General features: G+C 62.8%; 20 protein-coding genes. 7 read left to right on the top strand and 13 right to left on the bottom strand.

Annotated features, from left to right (window positions below; genetic code table 11):
* Nucleotides 1–3: 3 nt before the first annotated feature.
* The 3 genes from CAP2UW1_RS03565 to CAP2UW1_RS03555 all read left to right on the top strand — a co-directional run bounded on the left by CAP2UW1_RS03565 (nt 4) and on the right by CAP2UW1_RS03555 (nt 1,740).
* Nucleotides 4–645, top strand: coding sequence for a response regulator (locus CAP2UW1_RS03565; protein WP_015765308.1), 642 nt, complete (start codon nt 4–6; stop codon nt 643–645).
* A gap of 275 nt (nt 646–920) precedes the next feature.
* On the top strand, nt 921–1,355 hold the full coding sequence (locus tag CAP2UW1_RS25295; RefSeq protein WP_015765307.1) for a response regulator: 435 nt from the start codon (nt 921–923) through the stop codon (nt 1,353–1,355).
* The gene (locus tag CAP2UW1_RS03555) at nt 1,333–1,740 is read left to right on the top strand and encodes a response regulator (RefSeq protein WP_015765306.1); all 408 of its coding nucleotides are present in this window, start codon (nt 1,333–1,335) and stop codon (nt 1,738–1,740) included. The genes CAP2UW1_RS25295 and CAP2UW1_RS03555 overlap by 23 nt, the downstream gene beginning before the upstream one ends.
* Here the strand turns inward: CAP2UW1_RS03555 and pssA are convergent.
* The 6 genes from pssA to CAP2UW1_RS03525 all read right to left on the bottom strand — a co-directional run bounded on the left by pssA (nt 1,688) and on the right by CAP2UW1_RS03525 (nt 7,761).
* The gene (gene pssA / locus CAP2UW1_RS03550; protein WP_015765305.1) at nt 1,688–3,046 is read right to left on the bottom strand and encodes a CDP-diacylglycerol--serine O-phosphatidyltransferase; all 1,359 of its coding nucleotides are present in this window, start codon (nt 3,044–3,046) and stop codon (nt 1,688–1,690) included. The two genes, CAP2UW1_RS03555 and pssA, sit on opposite strands and share 53 nt — an antisense overlap.
* A 137-nt stretch (nt 3,047–3,183) precedes the next feature.
* Entirely contained in the window at nt 3,184–3,369 is a 186-nt protein-coding gene (locus tag CAP2UW1_RS03545) for a LiaI-LiaF-like domain-containing protein (protein WP_015765304.1), read from the bottom strand.
* Nucleotides 3,370–3,429: 60 nt separating this feature from the next.
* The gene (locus tag CAP2UW1_RS03540; RefSeq protein ID WP_015765303.1) at nt 3,430–4,893 is read right to left on the bottom strand and encodes a bifunctional 2-methylcitrate dehydratase/aconitate hydratase; all 1,464 of its coding nucleotides are present in this window, start codon (nt 4,891–4,893) and stop codon (nt 3,430–3,432) included.
* Nucleotides 4,894–4,899: 6 nt separating this feature from the next.
* Nucleotides 4,900–6,057 carry a bifunctional 2-methylcitrate synthase/citrate synthase gene (prpC, locus tag CAP2UW1_RS03535; RefSeq protein WP_015765302.1) on the bottom strand — a complete coding sequence of 386 codons (1,158 nt, stop codon included), beginning with the start codon at nt 6,055–6,057 and terminating at the stop codon, nt 4,900–4,902.
* A gap of 342 nt (nt 6,058–6,399) precedes the next feature.
* Nucleotides 6,400–6,861 (bottom strand): septal ring lytic transglycosylase RlpA family protein, encoded by a 462-nt coding sequence (locus CAP2UW1_RS24325; RefSeq protein ID WP_015765301.1) that lies wholly within the window; start codon nt 6,859–6,861, stop codon nt 6,400–6,402.
* A 207-nt stretch (nt 6,862–7,068) separates the two neighbouring features.
* Nucleotides 7,069–7,761, bottom strand: a complete 693-nt coding sequence (locus CAP2UW1_RS03525; RefSeq protein WP_015765300.1) for a DUF4197 domain-containing protein — start codon at nt 7,759–7,761, stop codon at nt 7,069–7,071.
* A gap of 171 nt (nt 7,762–7,932) precedes the next feature.
* On the opposite strand from CAP2UW1_RS03525, the gene CAP2UW1_RS03520 reads away from it, so the two are divergent.
* The gene (locus CAP2UW1_RS03520; protein ID WP_015765299.1) at nt 7,933–8,451 is read left to right on the top strand and encodes a YqaA family protein; all 519 of its coding nucleotides are present in this window, start codon (nt 7,933–7,935) and stop codon (nt 8,449–8,451) included.
* Nucleotides 8,452–8,468: 17 nt separating this feature from the next.
* Here CAP2UW1_RS03520 and lipA read toward each other — a convergent pair whose 3' ends face one another.
* From lipA to CAP2UW1_RS03500, 4 genes are read right to left on the bottom strand one after another with little or no spacing between them, the layout of a single operon-like run.
* The gene (gene lipA / locus CAP2UW1_RS03515) at nt 8,469–9,461 is read right to left on the bottom strand and encodes a lipoyl synthase (RefSeq protein ID WP_015765298.1); all 993 of its coding nucleotides are present in this window, start codon (nt 9,459–9,461) and stop codon (nt 8,469–8,471) included.
* On the bottom strand, nt 9,461–10,162 hold the full coding sequence (lipB, locus tag CAP2UW1_RS03510) for a lipoyl(octanoyl) transferase LipB (RefSeq protein WP_015765297.1): 702 nt from the start codon (nt 10,160–10,162) through the stop codon (nt 9,461–9,463). Before lipB ends, lipA begins: the two co-directional genes overlap by 1 nt.
* A complete protein-coding gene (locus CAP2UW1_RS03505; protein WP_015765296.1) occupies nt 10,159–10,428 on the bottom strand; it encodes an HP0495 family protein in 270 nt (89 codons plus the stop codon). The genes lipB and CAP2UW1_RS03505 overlap by 4 nt, the downstream gene beginning before the upstream one ends.
* A 10-nt stretch (nt 10,429–10,438) precedes the next feature.
* A complete protein-coding gene (locus tag CAP2UW1_RS03500) occupies nt 10,439–11,575 on the bottom strand; it encodes a D-alanyl-D-alanine carboxypeptidase family protein (protein WP_015765295.1) in 1,137 nt (378 codons plus the stop codon).
* A gap of 92 nt (nt 11,576–11,667) precedes the next feature.
* On the opposite strand from CAP2UW1_RS03500, the gene CAP2UW1_RS03495 reads away from it, so the two are divergent.
* The 3 genes from CAP2UW1_RS03495 (at nt 11,668) to CAP2UW1_RS03485 (ending at nt 14,536) form a co-directional block, all read left to right on the top strand.
* Nucleotides 11,668–12,309: a GAF domain-containing protein gene (locus CAP2UW1_RS03495; protein WP_199931565.1), complete on the top strand. Its 642-nt coding sequence runs from the start codon at nt 11,668–11,670 to the stop codon at nt 12,307–12,309.
* Between the two features lie 59 nt (nt 12,310–12,368).
* Nucleotides 12,369–13,985 (top strand): IS1634 family transposase, encoded by a 1,617-nt coding sequence (locus tag CAP2UW1_RS03490; protein WP_012806955.1) that lies wholly within the window; start codon nt 12,369–12,371, stop codon nt 13,983–13,985.
* Nucleotides 13,986–14,077: 92 nt separating this feature from the next.
* Nucleotides 14,078–14,536, top strand: a complete 459-nt coding sequence (locus CAP2UW1_RS03485; protein WP_015765292.1) for a PAS domain S-box protein — start codon at nt 14,078–14,080, stop codon at nt 14,534–14,536.
* On the opposite strand, the gene CAP2UW1_RS03480 is transcribed toward CAP2UW1_RS03485, so the two are convergent.
* The 3 genes from CAP2UW1_RS03480 to mrdA all read right to left on the bottom strand — a co-directional run bounded on the left by CAP2UW1_RS03480 (nt 14,537) and on the right by mrdA (nt 18,612).
* On the bottom strand, nt 14,537–15,442 hold the full coding sequence (locus CAP2UW1_RS03480; protein WP_412566853.1) for a septal ring lytic transglycosylase RlpA family protein: 906 nt from the start codon (nt 15,440–15,442) through the stop codon (nt 14,537–14,539).
* Nucleotides 15,443–15,606: 164 nt separating this feature from the next.
* Nucleotides 15,607–16,713, bottom strand: a complete 1,107-nt coding sequence (rodA, locus tag CAP2UW1_RS03475; RefSeq protein WP_015765290.1) for a rod shape-determining protein RodA — start codon at nt 16,711–16,713, stop codon at nt 15,607–15,609.
* 3 nt (nt 16,714–16,716) lie between these two features.
* Nucleotides 16,717–18,612 (bottom strand): penicillin-binding protein 2, encoded by a 1,896-nt coding sequence (mrdA, locus tag CAP2UW1_RS03470; RefSeq protein ID WP_015765289.1) that lies wholly within the window; start codon nt 18,610–18,612, stop codon nt 16,717–16,719.
* Between the last annotated feature and the right edge of the window lie 71 nt (nt 18,613–18,683).

The following is an 18,683-nucleotide window of genomic DNA, read 5'->3' as shown; positions in this document are numbered from 1 at the left end:
GCAATGAACGAACGCAAGCTTCAGATCCTGCTGGTGGATGATCACGCCGTGGTCCGCGGCGGCTTGCGGCTGCTATTGGCTCAGACGGACGATATGGAGGTCGTAAGCGAGGCGGAGAACGCCGAGCAGGCGATCAGCATGATCCGCCAGAACGAGTTCGATGTCGCGCTGGTCGATATCGGGCTGCCGGGCAAGGGCGGTCTTGACCTGCTGAAACAGATCAAGGCGGAGCGGCCGAGGATTGCCGTGCTGATGCTGAGCATGTACGCCGAGGAGGTCTACGCCGTGCGCGCGCTGAAAGCCGGCGCGTCCGGCTACCTCACCAAGAACAGCCCCCCTGGAACGCTACTCGCAGCGATACGCAAAGTCGCCGGTGGTGGTCGGCATGTGAGCCCCGCGCTCTTGGAGCAATTGGCGGTGGAAGTGGGGCAAGGCAGGAAATCTGCTTCCGATGCGCTGTCCGACCGGGAAATCGAAGTGCTGCGACGGCTTGCCTCCGGGGAAAGCCTGACCCAGATCGCCGAGGCGCTGCATCTCAGTCCGAAGACGGTGACCACGTATCGTGCGCGAATTGTCGAAAAGACGGGGCTGCACAGCAACGCGGAACTCACCCGTTATGCCCTCGATAAGGGCATGCTGTCGTGAACCGGCGCCGCCGGGATAGAGCGGCAAGCCGGTCCTTGTTCGGTTCGTTCGGCGACAGGCCCCGCATGCGCGTCGGCTGCTCCTCCGTCCAGCGCCTTGGCACGCTGTTCGTGTAGGGATTCGCCGACAGCTGCCGTGTCGGCCATCCCCTACGAGAAAATTACACGCGACACCGATAGTGGATACTCGGCGTGTGGGAGATGATGCGGGCTGCCCATGGATTCGCGCACGGAGGAACTCTTTCTTCTGGCGAATCAGTGGCAGCGGAGATAACCATGGCCCCCTGCGCATCGCCCCACCTGCACCACGACCGCACGCGTCTCCTCCTGGTCGACACGGACAACCTGTTCCTGGACGATGTTGGCGGTGCGCTTCGGGCGAACGAAGCAGTTGATCTGGTGGCAACCGCCCGTTCGATTGAAGACGCCTACGACTGTGCCGCGAGGCACACGCCGGATGTGATAGTCATCAGTTGGGGAACAGCATCTCGCGCTTTTGTGCATGCCTTGTTGGCCAGCCGATCCTCTACCTGCACCAGTCCGCTGATCGTGATTGTTCTGCGCCGGGGGGTTACCAGCGTCCCGGGCCTGACCTCACTCAGCCTCCTGCCCAACGTTGCGCTGATGGTGCATGAGCAGGTCGAAAAACTGCTGCTCCGGCATACGCTTTTTCTTGGAACGGGCCGTGATGTCAATCCTGATCGTCGATGATTCAGCCGTTGTCCGGGCGATGCTGCGCGAGATGCTCGCGCGGATCGAAGGGGCGGAGGTGGTGGGCGAGTTCGAAACTCCCGCCGCGGCCATCGCACGCATTCGCAGCAACCCACCCGACATCGTCCTGCTCGATATTCAGCTTGTGAACGGCAGCGGGCTGGAGGTTCTGCGCGCGGTGAGCGCGGAGCAGCCGAGCGTGAAGGTGCTGGTATTCACGAACTTCGCGGAGGACGTCTACCGCAAGCGATGCCTGGAAGCCGGCGCTTATGCCTTCTACGACAAGAAGAGCGACCTGCATGCTCTCCGGCAGACGCTGTCTGGCCTGGCCATCAGAGCACCTGATTCACCAGACGGTCGGCACGCGTACGGGCCAGGCGCTTGAGAAGGCGCTGCACCGGCAACGGGTAGGTGTCGGCGGCCTCGAGCGCCTGGTGATGTTCCAGCCGCCGGGTGTGCGCCAGAATCCGCTCGAGTTCGACCCAGTGTTGCTCGATGAGGCGGCTCTGCGGATCGTGGATCAGCAGGCCGTTCTCGAGGTCCAGCCGCCAGGCCCGCGGATTGATGTTGCTGCCGGTGATCAGCGCGTAGTCGTCGTCCACCAGCAGACCCTTCAGATGAAAACTGTGATTGTCGTGGCGCCACAGGTGCAGGTCGAGCAGTCCCTGGTCAATAGCCTTCTGGTGCGCCTTGCAGAAGCGCCGCAAGTTGCTTTCGTACAGATACGGCAGGGCGCAAATCGCCGTGAACGGCTCCTCGGGAGGCATGTAGAAGTCGTTGGCGGTCTTGTCGCCGAGCACGATGGTCACGTGGCATCGTCGCTTGAGCCGCTCTTCGATCGCCAGGCGAACCGGACCCGGCAAGTTGAAATAGGGCGTGTAGAGAACCAGTCGCCGTTCGGCACGCTGGATCAATTGCAGGATCACCGTGTTGAGCTGATTCCTGCGGGCACCGAAACCGAGTAGCGGGGTGATCCCGACCTCGCCGTTGCCGATCGGCTCCGATGTCACGCCATACGCGCTGCTGGCAAGCGTTCGGCGCAAGCGGCCGATGGCACCACGCAGCGCGCCCGTCTTGGCTCGCACCGCCGAATCCAGGAAACCGACAGCCGGGTTCGGCCGCAGAACCTGACTCATTAGCGCGGCCAGGCTGTCGGCCAGCGGCCGATTCTCGACAAGATGGTAACGATCCAGGCGATAGCGCTGGTGGCGATGCAGGTAGACGTCATTGAGGCTGGCGCCGCTGTAGAGAACGGCGTCGTCGATGACGAAGCCCTTCAGGTGCATGACACCCATCAACTCGCGAGTCTGCACCGGCACGCCATAGATCGGCACGCCGGGACCGAAGCGCTGCGCCATGTCCGCATACAGGGCGGCATTGCCGGCACTCGCACCCTTGCCGATCAGCCCGCGCTGAGCGCGATGCCAATCGACGAAGACCGCGATCTGCAGGCCGGGCCGCGCCGCCTTGGCGGCGTAGAGGGCCGACAGCACTTCGCGGCCCGCATCGTCGTCCTGGAGGTAGAGCGCCGCGATCAGGACTCGCTTCGCGGCCCCGGCGATTCGCGCAAACAGGGTTTCGCGAAACTCGTCGGGGCCGGACAAGGTGCGGACGAGTTCGGCCTGGACGGGAAAGCGGGCGAGACTTTCGAGACCCGTCAGTGGCCGGCTGCGGCCGCGCAGACGCCACACCGCCGCGGCGAAGGCGGAGGCTCGGGGTAGTAGCGCAGCAGGATGTTCCACGACTCGCGATTATACCGACACGCCTGCCGGCCCTGAGCGGGAATCGTCCCAAGACGTCAAGCGACGCGGCCGGCGAACAGAGCGCCTCAGTCAGGCTTGCGCCGGTTGTCGGTCCCCGGCGCCAGAAACATCCCGACACCGAGGACGATCAGCAACACCGGCCACCAGGTACGCAGCAAACGTGCGATATCGATTTCGATTGCCCCAAGATTGATGGCCAGTGCCAGCACACCGACCAGGATCAGCGCGATGGCGCCCAGATTGCCTCTCATTTGCCCTCCTACCAGGCTCGGATGTGCGGCAGCGCAGGCCGGAGCCCGGCTGCCCGCGGGTCAAGACGGAACTGCCGCAGCTCCCGGAACGTACTGGTCGAGATAGTCATTCACCGCCAGGGCTCCAAGGCCCTGCGTGTCGAGCGACGCCTTGACGATACGCTCCTGCTGCTCGCGAGGGAAACGGCGCGCCAGATGGCTCCTGAACTTCTCGACCAGCACCGGAATGCCTTCCAGGCGTCGGCGACGGTGCCCGAGCGGGTACTCGGCGACCACTTCCGCGGTGCGGCTGCCGTCGGCAAAGAACACCTGGAGCGCATTGGCGATCGAGCGCTTGTCGGGATCCAGGTAGTCCACCGAGAAGCGCGCTTCCTCGACGACCTCGATTTTGGCACGCAGAGCGTCCAGGCGCGGGTCCGCCGCCGCGTCGTCCTCGTAGGCTTCGGCGGTCAATCTGCCATGGATCAGGGCAAAGGCGACCATGTACTGCAGGCAATGGTCGCGATCGGCCGGATTGTGCAGCGGCCCCTTCTTGTCGATGATCCGCAGGGCCGATTCGTGTGTGCGAATCATCACTCTGTCGATTGCATCGAGCCGTATGCAGACCTGTGGATGCAGCCTGACCGCACACTCGACTGCCGTCTGGGCATGAAACTCGGCCGGAAAACTGATCTTGAACAACACGTTTTCCATCACGTAGTTGCTGTAGGGTCGCGACAGGCGGAACTCCTGCCCGCGGAACAGCACGTCATAGAAACCCCAGGTCCTGGTCGTCAATACCGACGGATAGCCCATCTCGCCGCGCATCGAAAAGAGCGCCAGGAGCACGCCACGCGCGGTGGCATCACCGCCGGCCCACGACTTGCGCGAACCGGTGTTCGGCGCGTGCCGATAGGTGCGCAGGGGCTGACCATCGACAAAGGCCTGCGAGACGGCGTTGATGATCTGCTGGCGCTCGCCGCCCATCAGCCAGGTGCACACGGCAGCGGTCGCCACCTTGACGAGCACGACATGATCGAGCCCGACGCGATTGAAGCTGTTCTCGAGCGCCAGAACGCCCTGAATCTCATAAGCCTTGATCATCGCTTCGAGCACCTGCTGCATCTGTAGCGGCACTTGCCCGCTGGCCACACGGGTCCGCGACAGCCAGTCGGCCGTGGCGAGAATACCGCCGAGATTGTCCGAGGGATGACCCCATTCGGCCGCCAGCCAGGTGTCGTTGAAGTCGAGCCAGCGAATCAGGGTACCAATGTTGAAGGCCGCCTGAACCGGGTCGAGTTGAAAGCCGGTGCCCGGGACTCGGGCACCGTGCGGCACCACCGTTCCGTCGACGATCGGTCCAATCAGCCGAGTGCACGCCGGAAAGTTGAGCGCTTCCAGCCCGCAGCCGAGGGCATCGATCAGGCAGTAACGCGCGGTCTCGAAGGAGCTTCGCGCCTGGATCCGGAAGTCCAGGACGTAGTCGGCAATGCCGACCAGGATCCGGTCCGGGTCAGGGCGAGTGGCTGGGATGCGTGTCGTCATGGGGTTTCAGTTTCGTTCCGCGATGGCGACGAACTCCTGCGCCTCGGGCCCGACATAGTTGGCCGAAGGGCGAATCAGTTTTCCGTCGATCCGTTGCTCGATCACATGCGCCACCCAGCCGCTGGTCCGGGCGATGACGAACAGGGGCGTGAACATCGGCGTCGGCACGGCCAGCATGTGGTAGACAACCGCCGAGAACCAGTCGACGTTGGGAAAGATGCGCTTTTCTTCCCACATCACCGACTCGATACGGCTGGCGATGTCGAACAGCACCATGTTGTCGCCATCGGTGCACAGTTGTTCGGCAACCGCGCGGATCACCTTGTTGCGCGGATCGGCGATGGTGTAAAGGGGATGTCCGAAGCCGATGATGATCTCGCCGTTCGCCAGCCGCCGGCGAATGTCGTTCTCGGCGTGCGCCCCATCGTTGTAGCGGCTCTGAATCTCGAAAGCGACCTCGTTGGCGCCACCATGCCGGCGGCCACTGAGCGCGCCAATGGCGCCGCTGATCGCCGCGTAGAGGTCGGCACCGGTACCGGTGATGGTCCGCGCGGCAAAGGTCGAGGCGTTGAATTCGTGCTCGGCGTAAAGGACCAGCGACTTGTCGAGGCTCCTCGCCTGCAGAGCCGTCGGTGCCTTGCCGCACAGGAGGTGCAGAAAATGTGCGGCAATCGAATCGTCATCGGTCTCGGTTTCGATGCGCCGGCCATTGTGCGACCAGTGATACCAATAGAGCAGCATCGAGGCAAAGCTGGCGATGAGTCGGTCGGCGATCTCGCGCGCGGCCCCGGGGTTGTGATCCTGCGCTTCCGGCAGGATCGTTCCGAGCGCCGAGCAACCGCTGCGCAAGACGTCCATCGGGTGTGCCGAGGCCGGCAGGTTCTCCAGCATCGGCCGGAGCATCACCGGCAAGCCACGCAGCGTCTTGAGTTTCTTGCGGTACTGCTTGAGCTGCGTGAACGTGGGCAGTCGTCCGTAAAGCAGCAGGTAGGCCACTTCTTCGAATGTGGCATGCTCGGCCAGGGCAATGATATCGAAGCCGCGGTAGTGCAGATCGTTGCCCGCACGGCCCACCGAACAGATCGCCGTGTCGCCGGCCATCACCCCGGAAAGTGCGACCGACTTCTTGCTGCGTGGCGTTTCCACCTCAAGCTTGTCGTCCATCATCTCCTCCCCTGGTCACGAACTATGGCGCGCCTTGCGGCGGCCGCACGCTACCGCCCCGATCGTGGTCGGTGCAAGCCACGGATCGAACAAACCCGTACGCCATGCTCCGCGAGGCATTCACTCACGACGGCTCCCGCAACCCGCAAGCCGCAGCCAGGAACAGGCAGGTGACGAGTATTCCCGAGTTCGGCAAAGGAGGTCAACCCTGGCAGACGTGCCAGCCGTCATGGCCCTGCCCCCGCCACCAGAAATGACCAGGAATCGACAAAGAGCGTCGGCACACCGAAACGTGTTGTTGGCCCCCTTCTGGTCACCACGGAACCCGCCGCGGTGACCCGGCTACGGGTCGGCGTGCAGGTGGACCGGCGGCGCAAAAGCAAGCGCGCAGGCTTGCTCATGGCCCAGGAGGTACGACGGCAGGGGTACGACTTCGACATCGGTAACGCCCGCCTCAATCATGCCGAGACGGACCGCTGCCTCGCGCGACAGATCGATCAGCCGACTCCGATGGCCCATGCGGTCATTGATCTTGACCACGACACAGCGAGCCGACAGCACGCGGCGGACAGCCACGGTCATACCGAGGGGAAAGCGACTGCTGGCCGCGGAGATCGTGTCATGCCGATAGACCTCGCCCGAGGCCGTCTTGCGTCCGTGAAAGGCCGAACTGTAGAAGCTGGCACGGCCAGCGATGATCGGCGGCGGCGCCGACTGGCCGCGCGACATACCAAGCAAGGGGGCAGGATCGCCGACAGCGAGTGAACACAGCAGCGACGCCAGCAGCGCAAACACAAGCTTCACAGGCGGTGGCTCCTCAGGGCGGCCACCGGGGCGAAAGGCAGGGTGCCATGGCGTCTTCGGCAAGCATGGAGCTCTTACGTTCTACACCGAGGGCGAATCCGAAGCCACGACCCGTCGTCGAGGAGTGGCGCAGCGTCGTCCTCCCGGCACATCGCGGCAGGAAGCCATGGGCGGCATTGCACCGGCGCACACGCGCTGCCTCGCCGGCTACTTGCCAACGGCCCCAAATACGGTTTGCAGTAGCTTGGAGCCCGTGCCGACGGGATCCTGGCGGATCGACTTTTCCTGCTCGGCAATCATCACGAACAGGCCGTCGAGCGCCTTCTGCGTCACGTAGCTGTCGAGATTGGCGTCCTTCTCCTCGAGCAGGCCAAGCTTGGCTGCCTGCCCGGCATATTCGTTGTATTGATCGGCAAGCTGCACCTTGGCTGTCGCCTGCTTGACGATTGGCAGAAACTTCTTGCCAAGAGCAGTCGAGGTGGTTCGTCGGAAGTACTGCGTGGCCGCGTCGTCGCCGCCAGCGAGGATGCCTCGCGCATCGTCAATGGTCATCTTCTGCACCGACTCCAGGAGGATCGGCTTGGCCTCGACCACCGCCAGTTCAGCGGCGCGGTTCATCGTCTCGATCAACTCGTCGGCCTGCTTCTTCATTCCCAGTGTGCGCATCATCTTCTCGGCCGCGCGCAGGGATTTTGGCAGCGGGATGCGCACGCGCGCGTCGCCCATGAAACCGTTGGGCTTGCCGAGCTGGCTGACGGCCATGTCTGCTCCCCGCGAGAGCGCTTCCTTGAGACCGGCCGAGGCCTCTTTGCCCGACAGGTCGCCGACACCGACCGCCAGTACCTGAGCGCTGATCAGCAGGGTGCCGAGCAGGCCGATGATTCGTGCAAAATGCAGCATGTTGAAGATACTCCGCGACGATTGAGATTGATCAATGACTTGACCCAGCATAAGCATATCCTGCCCACTATCGCACGGACAAGCGCTTTCCAGGAGTCATGCAGCTCGCCCGAGCCCTTGTACGCAGCGCGCGGAGGCCTGCCGCCGGACTTTCCCGGAACTGTCGCAGACATGAAAACTCACGTTCTTCCCGGCTGGCTACGCGAACTGCTGATGCGCAGCGTCGCCCATCGCCACTATTCGCTGGTGGTCACGGTGATCGCGTTTACCGCTACGATCACCTTCAGTTTCCCGTTCGTCGCCGTGCTCATCCCCGCGGTACTGCTCTCGCCGCGGCGCTGGCGAACACTCGCCCTGCTCAGTGGAATTGCCAGTGGCTGCGGCGCCGCCGTGCTGGTCGAGATCTTCCAGTACCTGGGCTCGGCCTTCGTCATTGCGCACTACCCACAACTGGTCCACAACGAAGCTTGGCAGTTGGCCAGCGAATGGCTGCAACGCTGGGGCCTGCTCGCCATCCTGATCATCGCCGGATCGCCGATGCCGCAGACACCGGCATTGCTCGTTTGCGCGCTGGCCAATGTGTCGACGCCGGGAATCCTGGTCGCCGTGGGGATCGGCAAGACGGTCAAGTACCTCTTTCTCGCCTGGGCCACGGCCCGCTATCCGGCGCGCTTCATCCGCTACAACTGAAGCACAGCCGCGACCCGTCAGGCAACACCCGCACTATGCGCCTGCACATCGGCCCAGTAGCTCGACCGCACCATCGGCCCGCACGCGGCACCGGTAAACCCCAGCGCGATGGCCTGCTGCTCGTAGTTGCGGAACACGTCGGGATGGACGTAACGGGCAACCGGCAGGTGGTGGGGCGAAGGCGCAAGGTATTGACCAATGGTCAGCATTTCAACGCCATTGGCACGCAGGTCGCGCAAGACCGCCAGGATTTCATCGTCGGTTTCGCCGAGTCCGACCATCAGGCCCGACTTGGTCGGCACCTGCGGATAACGCGCCTTGAACGCTTGCATGAAGGCCAGTGAATGCGCGTAGTCGGCGCCCGGACGCGCCTGCCGGTAGAGCCGCGGCACCGTCTCGAGATTGTGGTTGAGAATGTCCGGCAGAGACTGCCCCAGCACCTCGACCGCGATATCCATGCGACCCCGAAAATCGGGCACCAGCGTTTCGATTGTCGTCGCCGGCGATCTCGCACGTACGGCCCTGATGACGTCCACGAAGTGCTGCGCGCCGCCGTCACGCAGGTCGTCGCGGTCCACGCTCGTGATCACCACATAGCGCAGATTGAGACGGGCGACGCTGTCGGCAAGGTGGACAGGCTCGTCGACATCGGGCGGTAGCGGCTTGCCATGGCCGACGTCGCAGAACGGGCAGCGACGCGTGCAGATGTCGCCGAGGATCATGAAGGTCGCGGTGCCGCGGCCAAAACACTCACCGATATTGGGGCAAGCGGCCTCCTCGCAAACGGTGTGCAGCTTCTGCTCGCGCAGCAATTTCCTGATTTCACCGAAACGACCGGCCTCGTTGCCGGCCTTGACGCGAATCCAGTCGGGCTTGCGCTGTGCCGCCTGCGGGACGATCTTGATCGGAATGCGCGCCGTTTTCAGCTCGCCCTTTTCCTTGACGCCAGCGACCCGAGGTGCTGGCCTTGCGGCTGAGTTCCCCGGATGCTCTTCACTCTGACTGCCCATTACTTGCACTCCAGTTGTTCTGCGAGATGCCTGGCCAGCGCCGTCGCGGCTGCCGATGCCGTCAGCGGAATGGCGAGATCGCGGGTCTGCGTCACGCGCAAGCCCGGATAGCCACACGGATTGATCAGCGCAAAAGGCGACAGGTCCATGTCGACGTTGAGACTGACGCCGTGATAGCAGCAGTTCCTGCGCACCCGCAAGCCAAGCGCCGCCACCTTGGCCGCGCCGACATAGACTCCCGGCGCGCCGCCATGTCGCTCGGCGCCGACAGCATGCTCCGCCAGCAGATCGATCACCGCCTGCTCGATGGCCGCTACGAGGTCCCGCACCTTCAGCCTTCTCCTCGCCAGATCCAGCAAGAGGTAGATCACCACCTGACCCGGACCGTGGTAGGTGATCTGACCACCGCGATCGGTGTTTACCAGCGGGATACCGAGATCCGTCAGCAGGTGCTCCGGCTTGCCGGCTTGGCCAAGGGTAAACACCGGCAAATGCTCGCAGCACCACAGTTCGTCAGCGGTCTCACCCGTTCGCGCGGCGGTGAAATCGACCATGTCCTGCCAGGTCTGCCGGTAGTCGGTGCGTCCGAGATGGCGAACCCGCAGCGCTCCATGGCCAGGGCCGAGCAGCCACTGCTCGTCGGGCGGACTCTCCCCGGCAGCCGCCGGGCCAGACTGTCCGGCGCGCGGTGAACCGCTCACAGAACTATCTTGACTAGCGGATGGCTGGTCAGTTCCCGGTAGAGCGCGTCGAGTTGTCCCCTGCTCGTGGCGGTGATGGTGCACGTCAGGCTGACATACTTGCCCCCCGATGATGATCGCATTTCCATGGTCGCCCCGTCGAAACCGGGCGCATGTCGCACGACGACGGCAAGTACGGCCTGCACCAACCGATCGTCGGCCAGGCCCATGATCTTGAGCGGAAATGTGCAGGGAAACTCCAACAGGCTTGCGCCCTCTTCAGCCATCGGACGCCGATCAGTTGAACCACAGACGAACGGTATCGACCATCCGGCCGATGATACCCGCGCTCGGCACGGCGTCGAGCGCCAGCACCGGGTAGTCGGCGAACGGTTTACCGTCGAGGCTGACCTTCAAGGTCCCGAGCACCTGCCCCTGCGCCACCGGCGCGATCAGCGGCTGCTGGGAGACGAGTTCAGTTCTGATTTTCGGTCCGAAGCCCTTGGGCACGGCAATCACCAGATCGTTGACGAAACCGAGCTTGACCGAGCTTGCGGTTCCCTTCCAGACCTTCAGGGTGGAAACCTCCTCGTTCTTCGCATAGACCTGCACCGCGTCGTAGAACTGGAAGCCGTAGTTGAGAAGCTTGAGTGATTCCTGGGCACGCACACTATCCGATGGCGCACCGAGGACCACAGACAACAGGCGACGCGGGCCTCGTTTTGCCGAAGAGACGAGGCAATAGCCAGCGGCCTCGGTATGCCCGGTCTTCAGACCATCGACCGTCGGGTCTATCCACAAGAGCCGGTTACGATTCGGCTGCGTGATATTGTTGTAGCGAAACTCCTTGAGCGAGTAGTACTTGGCGTACTCGTCCGGAAAGTCGCGAATCAGCGCGCCGGCGAGGGTTGCCAGGTCGCGCGCCGTGGTGTAGTGCTGCGGGTCGGGCAAACCGCTCGAATTGCGGAAACTCGACCCCTTCATGCCCAGTCGCTGGGCCTCGCGATTCATCATCTGCGCGAAATTTTCCTCGTCGCCGGCGATTGCTTCGGCCAGCGCGACACACGCGTCGTTCCCCGACTGGACGATCATTCCCTTGAGGAGATCCTCGACCTTCACCTGCGTGCCGACCTGGATGAACATACGCGAACCGCCCGTCTTCCAGGCCTTCTGCGACACCGGCACGGGCTGATCGACCTTGAGCGTGCCCTGCTTTAGCGCGGCGAAACTCAGATAGGCCGTCATCAGCTTGGTCAGGGAGGCCGGATCGAGGCGTTGGTCGGGCGCCTGCGCAGCCAGTTCCTGCCCGGAAGCGGCCTCGATCAGCAGCCACGACTTGGCGGCCAGTGCCGGCGGCGTGGGGAGCTGCTGGGCCGAGGCGACGACAGAAAGGCTGAGGAGAAGGAGAAAAAGCAGGGAGCGAAACTTTTGCATGACTGGATTCTGAACAAAGGGCGGATTATAGCAAGCGCCGTCCACGCCGCCTGTACGCGTTTTGTGACAACGGCGATCACGAGATTCCGACCTTGCGTGACTTACTGCATACCCCGCCGGGCGCACCAGCACTTACGATTAATGCTGTTTATGACCTACGCGCCCACCTCGCGCTGGACGCAGCAGGATTCCCGATGTTGCCCCCGTTTCGACCTCTCTCCAGTTGCCTTGACCTCCAGGGTGCTTTTGCCCAGTTGTCGAGGGAAGGATTCGCCAGTTGCAGCCTGGACGAGACCTTGCGCCAACTCACCGCGACTACGGCACGGATGCTCAACATCGAACGTGTCAGCCTGTGGGGCCTGAGCGCCCGGCGCACCACGCTGGAATGCATCGACCTCTACGAGCTTTCCGGCGACCGGCATAGCCGCGGCATGACCCTGCGCGCGGCACGTTATCCCGAGTACTTCCGGGCACTGACGCGCGGTGAGCCAATCGTCGCTGACGATGCGATGAAACATCCCTCCACGCAGGAGTTCACGGACGACTACCTGTTGATGAACGGGATCAGCGCCGTAATCAACTCGCCGATCCACGTCAATGGCGAACTGCAAGGCGTGCTGTGCATCGAGCGCGTCGGTCCGCACTCGGCCTGGACATCTGTCGGACCTTCCCGGAGTCCTCAAGGTAAGTCTCTGATTAATTGCAATAAATCAGAAAATCGGCAAAACATGTAGGCATGTATATGCAATAATAGTGCTTGACAAACAATGCGCTATTAGGCTTTATTGTCGGCATGTACATCGCCCGCATCCCCAACCGAAAATCCAGGCCCGCCATCCTGCTCCGCGAGTCCTATCGTGAGGGCGGCAAAGTCTGCACGCGGACCATTGCCAACCTGACGAACTGGGCACCGGAGCGAATCGTCGCCATGGAACGTCTGGTGAAGGGCGAATTCGACGACTGGTCGGGAGAGATGACCAGCGGCGAGATTTTTGGAGTGCTGTTTGCGCTCAAGCAGTTGGCGGATCAGGTGGGCATCACGCGGGTATTGGGCAGTGCGGCGGAAAGCAGGCTCAACCTGTTTCTGATTCTCGCACGCATCGCGCATGGCGGGTCGCGGTTGTCGGCGGTGCGCTGGGCGAAACAGCACACGGTGGCCGATGTGTTGGCGCTGGAGGAGTTCGATGAGGACGACCTCTATGCCGCTCTGGACTGGCTGGCGAGCCAGCAGGAGCGTATCGAGCGGGAACTGTACCGGGCCTACGTCAAGGAGCAGGGCCAACCACCGGTCCTGGTGCTCTACGACGTCACCTCCAGCTATTTCGAAGGAGAATGCAACGAACTGGGGCAATACGGCTACAACCGCGACGGCAAGCGAGGCAAGCAGCAAATCGTCATCGGTTTATTGACCGCCGAGGACGGCGAGCCCCTCGCCGTGCGCGTCTTCGAGGGCAACACCGCGGACCCGACGACGGTGGCCAGCCAGATCACGATTCTGAAGGAGCAATTCGGGATTGCCGAGGTGGTGATGGTGGGCGACCGGGGAATGATCAAGGCCAAGGGGAAGGCCGCGCTGTCGGCACAGGGCTTCCGCTATATCACCGCCTTGACTGACGCGCAGGTACGCACCTTCCTCAAGGAGGGCGTGCTGCAGACGGACCTCTTCGATGTGCCTCTGTGCGAAGTCGAACACGACGACAAACGGCTGATCGTGCGCCGTAACGAGATCGTCCGGGTGCGCGAGGAGCGGCGGCGGGAGGACAAGTTGGCTCAGTTGCAGGCGAAGATCGCCGACCGTAACGCCTTCGTCAAGAACTCCAGGCGCGCCAGCGCGGCAACCGGCCTGGCCGCTTTGCAGCGCTGGGCCAAACGCCACAAACTCGCCGCGTTTGTCACCCTCGCGCTGAACGAACGCGTCATTGTCTGCACCATCGACCAGGAGGCTAAAGCGCAGGACGCCCTGCTCGACGGCTGCTATCTCCTGGAAACCGATGTGCCACAAGGCTTGATGGATGCGAAGGCGGTCGATGCGCGTTATCGCGATCTGCAAAAAGTCGAGCGCAACTTCCGCACGGTCAAAACCACCTTCCTGGAAATTCGCCCGATCTTCCTGCGCAAGGCTGAGCGTACCAAGGCACATGTCTTCGTGGCGATGCTCGCCTTGAAGATCACGCGGCGGTTTGAAGCGGCTCTCCACCGGACCTTCGGCAGCACCGTAGACGACCCCGCCACCATCACTCCGGACGACGCCCTGGTGGCCCTCGGACGATTGACCTATCTCTACAGCACCGACCGCAACGGTCAGCGTCACACGCATCTGCCACGCCCGGACGATCAACAGGCCAAAATCCTCGACGCCATCGGCCTTTCCTTCCCGCTCAAGGCCAAAGCCGAAAAGCGCGCCGTGTAGGCAGCCGCCGCTTTTGCGGCGCTGGCTTTTTCTTCAACAAAAACCCATACTTAAAGCGTAGTTGCGTCTACTGGCTAGAGGAAGATCCGTCTGTGCAGCGGCTGTTCGCGCATGCAATCGCCAGCCTCGTCAGCCTGGCGCTGCTGCAATCGCAGCTGGTGCTTATGGAAGAGGAATTGCGTGATGCCAACCACCTGCGACGGGCCTTGTTCACCGGTGCGCGTGATGCGATCCTGATCTCGGACGCCAGTACCGGGCATGTACTCGACGCCAACCCGCAGGCGGAAAAGTTGTTCGGGCGCCAGCTTCAGCAGCTTCTCGGCGTTCTGCAAAGCGAGCTCCATTCAACCGGCGACACACTCGACGTACGCGAACTGTGCAAGCTGCTCGTCAACACGGGGCGCAGCGAAGCCTTCCTCGGCGAGGTCATCAATGGCGACGGCAAACTGATCCCGGTCGAGGTCACCGGCCAGGTCGTCGAACTGGCACAAGGCCGGCGGATCGTTCAGGGCATCTTTCGCCCGCTCGACCCCGCTGCAGCCGACGCGTGATCAGCGCGTCACGAAGGTGGGCTTGTAACCGAGCGCCAGGCGAATCCTCTCGGCAATCTTTTCGGCGTCGACGCGGCTCGTGTAGGGCCCCAGGTGGACGCGATGCATGCCGCCGCCGGCATTGATCTGTACGCCCTCGTTGAGCCAGTCGAGCTCGCGCATCAAATGAGAACGCAGGCTTTCTGCATTCTCGGCGCTGGCAAAAGCTCCCAGTTGCAGAAACACGCCACGCAGGTTGGCCCCAGACGATGTTGCCGGTGCGGCTGCCGGAGCAGCCGGTGGCACCGTGTCCTTTGCCAGTGATGGCGAAGCATCCCTGTCGAGCCCCAACTGCGCCGCCAGCAGGCCGATCTCGTCGCGCTCTGCAGCCGCGCCAGGCGCTCTCGCAGGCCGCGGAGCGGGCATCACCTGTGCGTAGGTCATCGTCGTCGCGCCGTCCGGGACGATCGCTTCGAGTTGCACCAGCGTGCTGCCGTTGTCCACGTAGCCCAGGCGATAAGCGGCTGCATAAGAAAGATCGATGACGCGATCGGCGTGGAAGGGACCGCGATCGGTCACGCGCACGACGACCGACCTGCCGTTGCTGACGTTGGTCACCCGCGCATAGGAGGGAATCGCCAGCGTCGGGTGGGCAGCGGTCATCGAGAACATGTCGTAGGGCTCGCCGATCGACGTCTTCTGCCCATGAAACTTCTTGCCGTACCAACTCGCCACACCGCGCTCCTGATGCGGTCTCAGGCTGGTCTGGGGCTCATAGGCCTTGCCAAGGACGATGTACGGCCGGTTGGCGAAGCGATGCAGCGGCTCGAGTCGGGGCTGCGCATCGGGAATGTCGTCAAGGTTATCCGGAATCTCGTCGCCCGGACCGTCGTCCTTGTAGTAGGCGCCACCGCGCTTCTGCGTCACCGCCGGTTTCCTGACCATCTTGCCCGGCGCTGACCGCCCCTCGGCCGTCCGTGCCGCTGGTTCGGGCGACTTCGCCGGCTGGCCTCCGCAGGCTACCAGGAAGAGGGCCGACAGCCATGCCGTCCAGCGCGGCCCGCATCGCCCAAGAGCTGTCTGCCGCTGCCTCATTGCCTCACCAGCATGCGATGCGTCTGGATGCTCATCAGAATTCCGATGCCGATCGACAGGGTCACCAATGCTGTGCCGCCGTAGCTCATGAACGGCAAGGGAACGCCGACCACGGGCAGAATGCCGCTGACCATGCCCATGTTGACGAAAGCATAGGTAAACAGGCTCAGCGTGATCGATCCGGCCATCACCCGTGCGAAAAGCGTCGAAGCATTGGCAGTGATCATCAGCCCACGACCGATGAGTAGCAGATAGAGCAGCACGAGAACGGAATTGCCGAGCAGACCGCGCTCCTCGGAAAAAACGGCGAAAATGAAATCCGTGTGGCGCTCCGGAATGAACTCGAGGTGTGTCTGTGTGCCAGCCAGCCAGCCTTTGCCGAAGCTGCCGCCCGAACCGATGGCAATCGTTGACTGGATGATGTGATAGCCGGACCCCAGCGGATCGCTGGTCGGGTCGATCAGGGTCAGGATTCGCTTGCGCTGGTAGTCATGCAGCATGGTCCATACGAAAGGTGCTGCGCCGGCACCGGTAGCGGCAAGGCCGATGATCACCTGCCACGGTAGACCGGCAAAGAAGAGGACGTAAAAGCCCGCCGCACCAACGAGAATGGCGGTACCGAGGTCAGGCTGTTTGGCGATCAGTGCAAAGGGCACGAGCAGCAACAGGCCGGCGACGAGGTAATGGCGGAGTTTCAGCACCGCCTCATGCTTGTGGAAGTACCAGGCGAGCATCAACGGCACACCTAGCTTCAGGAGTTCGGACGGCTGAATGCGTATGAAACCGAGCGACAACCAGCGCCTGGCACCATTGACCTTGACGCCGAAAAGAAAAACGAGAACCAGCAGAACCACGCCAACAACATAGAGCGGCACCGCGAAACGCATCAGCTTCTGCGGCGGAAACTGCGCCACCGCCCACATCGCGCAAAGCCCGACCGCCATGTTCAACGCCTGCGCCAGCGCCCGGTTGTTGGCGTCGTAGGTCGCGCTATAAACGGTCGATAACCCGACGGTCATGAGTGCGAGCATGATCAGCAATAGCGGCCCATCGAGGTGCTCGACGAGGCGTAGCCGCAGCCGCTGCAAGAACTGCTGGAACATCGGTCAGTCATCCTCCACATCGTCTTCGGCGGCTGCCCCCTTGGGGAGTTTGCCGAGCAGATAGTAGTCGAAAACCATGCGCGCGATCGGCGCCGCCGACTGGGCACCGAAACCACCGTTCTCCACCAGAACGGCCAAGGCGATCTTCGGTTGATCTGCCGGCGCGAAGGCGATGAACAGGGCATGGTCACGCAGATCCTTCTTCACCCGCGATGCCTTGTAGTCGGCCCCTTTCAGGCTGAACACCTGCGCCGTACCGGTCTTGCCGGCCGACACATAAGCGGCGCCAGCGAAGGCACGCGCGCCGGTTCCCTGCGTGTTGACTCCGATCATCGCCTTCTTGATGACTTCGACATGCTGGCGTTTCCAGGGCAGGATGCGCAGGGGTTCCGGCTCGATCATCGTTTTCTCGCCGGTGCGACTATCGGTAATGTACTTCACGAGGTGCGGCCGGAACATGATCCCGTTATTGGCGACGACCGCGGTCGCCTGCGCCAGCTGGATCGGCGTGTAGGCGTTATAGCCCTGGCCGATGCCGATCGAGATCGTTTCGCCGGCAAACCACTTCTGTTGCTCAGGCCGCTTGAAACGACGTTTCTTCCACTCCGGCGAAGGCAGTACCCCTTCCGACTCCCCTTCGATGTCCACTCCCGTCCGTTGACCGAAGCCCAAGTGGCGCATGAAACGCGCGATGCTGTCGATGCCCATGTCGTTGGCAAGCATGTAGTAATAGGTATCGCAGGAATGAACGATCGACTTGTACATGTCCACCGAACCGTGACCGCCCTTCTTGTCATCGCGGAACTGGTGCCCGCCGAAATTGAAGAAACCAGGGTCGGAGATGGCCTGTCCGGGCGTCCGCTTGCCGGTTTCGAGCGCTGCCAGGGCCATGAACGGCTTGAACGTCGAACCCGGCGGATAAGCACCGTTGAGCGCCCGGTTGAGCAAGGGCTTGTCGGGTGAATTGTTGAGCAAGTCCCAGTCATCGGTGCGAATGCCGTCGATGAAGAGATTCGGATCGAAAGTCGGGGTTGACACCAGCGCCAGGATGCCTCCGGTCGACGGCTCGATCGCCACGAGGGCGCCGCGACGCTCGCCGAAAGCCTTTTCGGCCATCTCCTGCAATTTGGTATCGAGCGTCAGCGTCAGGTTGTTGCCCTGTACGGGCGCCGTCCGCGACAGGTTGCGAATCGCCCGACCGCCGGCGTCGATCTCGACCTGCTCATAGCCCGTCTCACCGTGCAACTGGAATTCGTACTTCTGCTCGATGCCGGTCTTGCCGATATGGTCGGTGCCTTTGTAGTTGGCGGCCTGGTCGCTCTCCTCGATTATCTCCATGTCGCGCTTGTTGATGCGGCTGATGTAGCCGATGGCGTGCGAGGCGATCGGGCCGAGCGGATACTGGCGGAACAGGCGCGCCTTGACCTCGACACCCGGGAAAAGATAGCGATTGGCAGCAAAGCGTGCGACCTCCTCTTCGGTCAGGCGCGAACGAATCGGCAGGCTTTCGAAGGTCTTGCTTTCCTCGAGCAGTCGACGGAAGCGCTTGCGGTCTTTCGGCAGGACCTCGATCACCCGGCTCAGACCGTCGATCGTGGCATCGAGGTCGTCGACCTTCGATGGCGTGATCTCGAGCGTGAAAGCCGAATAATTGCGCGCCAGGACCACCCCCTTGCTATCGACGATGACACCCCGATTGGGAACGATCGGCACCAGAGAGATCCGGTTGTCCTCGGCGCGCGTCGTGTAGTAGGCGTGCTGAACGATCTGCAGGTGGAAGAACCTGGCGACCAGCAGGGCGAAGGCGACGAGCACGGCGACACCGGCGAAAGCCACCCGAAAGCGGAAGCGATCAAGCTCGCGATCCGGGGCAGTCAGTGGTGATTGACGAGCACGCAACCCCGGCTCCTCAACGACGGCACGGAGTCGGTGACGAGCCCCTCGTGGCCGCGGTCCAGTGCGGACGCCCG

The sequence above is a fragment of the Candidatus Accumulibacter phosphatis genome, assembly GCF_000024165.1.
In the GTDB taxonomy this organism is placed as follows: Bacteria; Pseudomonadota; Gammaproteobacteria; order Burkholderiales; family Rhodocyclaceae; genus Accumulibacter; species Accumulibacter phosphatis.
The sequence above is the reverse complement of the archived record's forward strand: the minus strand, read 5'-3'. Positions and strand labels throughout refer to the sequence as shown.

Coding starts and splice junctions, on each gene's coding strand:
- CAP2UW1_RS03525 (WP_015765300.1), bottom strand. CDS start 7,761: ATGCTGCATTTTGCACGAATCATCGGCCTGCTCGGCACCCTGCTGATC.
- CAP2UW1_RS03555 (WP_015765306.1), top strand. CDS start 1,333: ATGTCAATCCTGATCGTCGATGATTCAGCCGTTGTCCGGGCGATGCTG.
- prpC (WP_015765302.1), bottom strand. CDS start 6,057: ATGGACGACAAGCTTGAGGTGGAAACGCCACGCAGCAAGAAGTCGGTC.
- lipA (WP_015765298.1), bottom strand. CDS start 9,461: ATGGGCAGTCAGAGTGAAGAGCATCCGGGGAACTCAGCCGCAAGGCCA.
- CAP2UW1_RS03505 (WP_015765296.1), bottom strand. CDS start 10,428: ATGGCTGAAGAGGGCGCAAGCCTGTTGGAGTTTCCCTGCACATTTCCG.
- CAP2UW1_RS25295 (WP_015765307.1), top strand. CDS start 921: ATGGCCCCCTGCGCATCGCCCCACCTGCACCACGACCGCACGCGTCTC.
- CAP2UW1_RS03500 (WP_015765295.1), bottom strand. CDS start 11,575: ATGCAAAAGTTTCGCTCCCTGCTTTTTCTCCTTCTCCTCAGCCTTTCT.
- CAP2UW1_RS03565 (WP_015765308.1), top strand. CDS start 4: ATGAACGAACGCAAGCTTCAGATCCTGCTGGTGGATGATCACGCCGTG.
- rodA (WP_015765290.1), bottom strand. CDS start 16,713: ATGTTCCAGCAGTTCTTGCAGCGGCTGCGGCTACGCCTCGTCGAGCAC.
- CAP2UW1_RS03545 (WP_015765304.1), bottom strand. CDS start 3,369: ATGAGAGGCAATCTGGGCGCCATCGCGCTGATCCTGGTCGGTGTGCTG.
- CAP2UW1_RS03520 (WP_015765299.1), top strand. CDS start 7,933: ATGAAAACTCACGTTCTTCCCGGCTGGCTACGCGAACTGCTGATGCGC.
- CAP2UW1_RS03540 (WP_015765303.1), bottom strand. CDS start 4,893: ATGACGACACGCATCCCAGCCACTCGCCCTGACCCGGACCGGATCCTG.
- CAP2UW1_RS03490 (WP_012806955.1), top strand. CDS start 12,369: ATGTACATCGCCCGCATCCCCAACCGAAAATCCAGGCCCGCCATCCTG.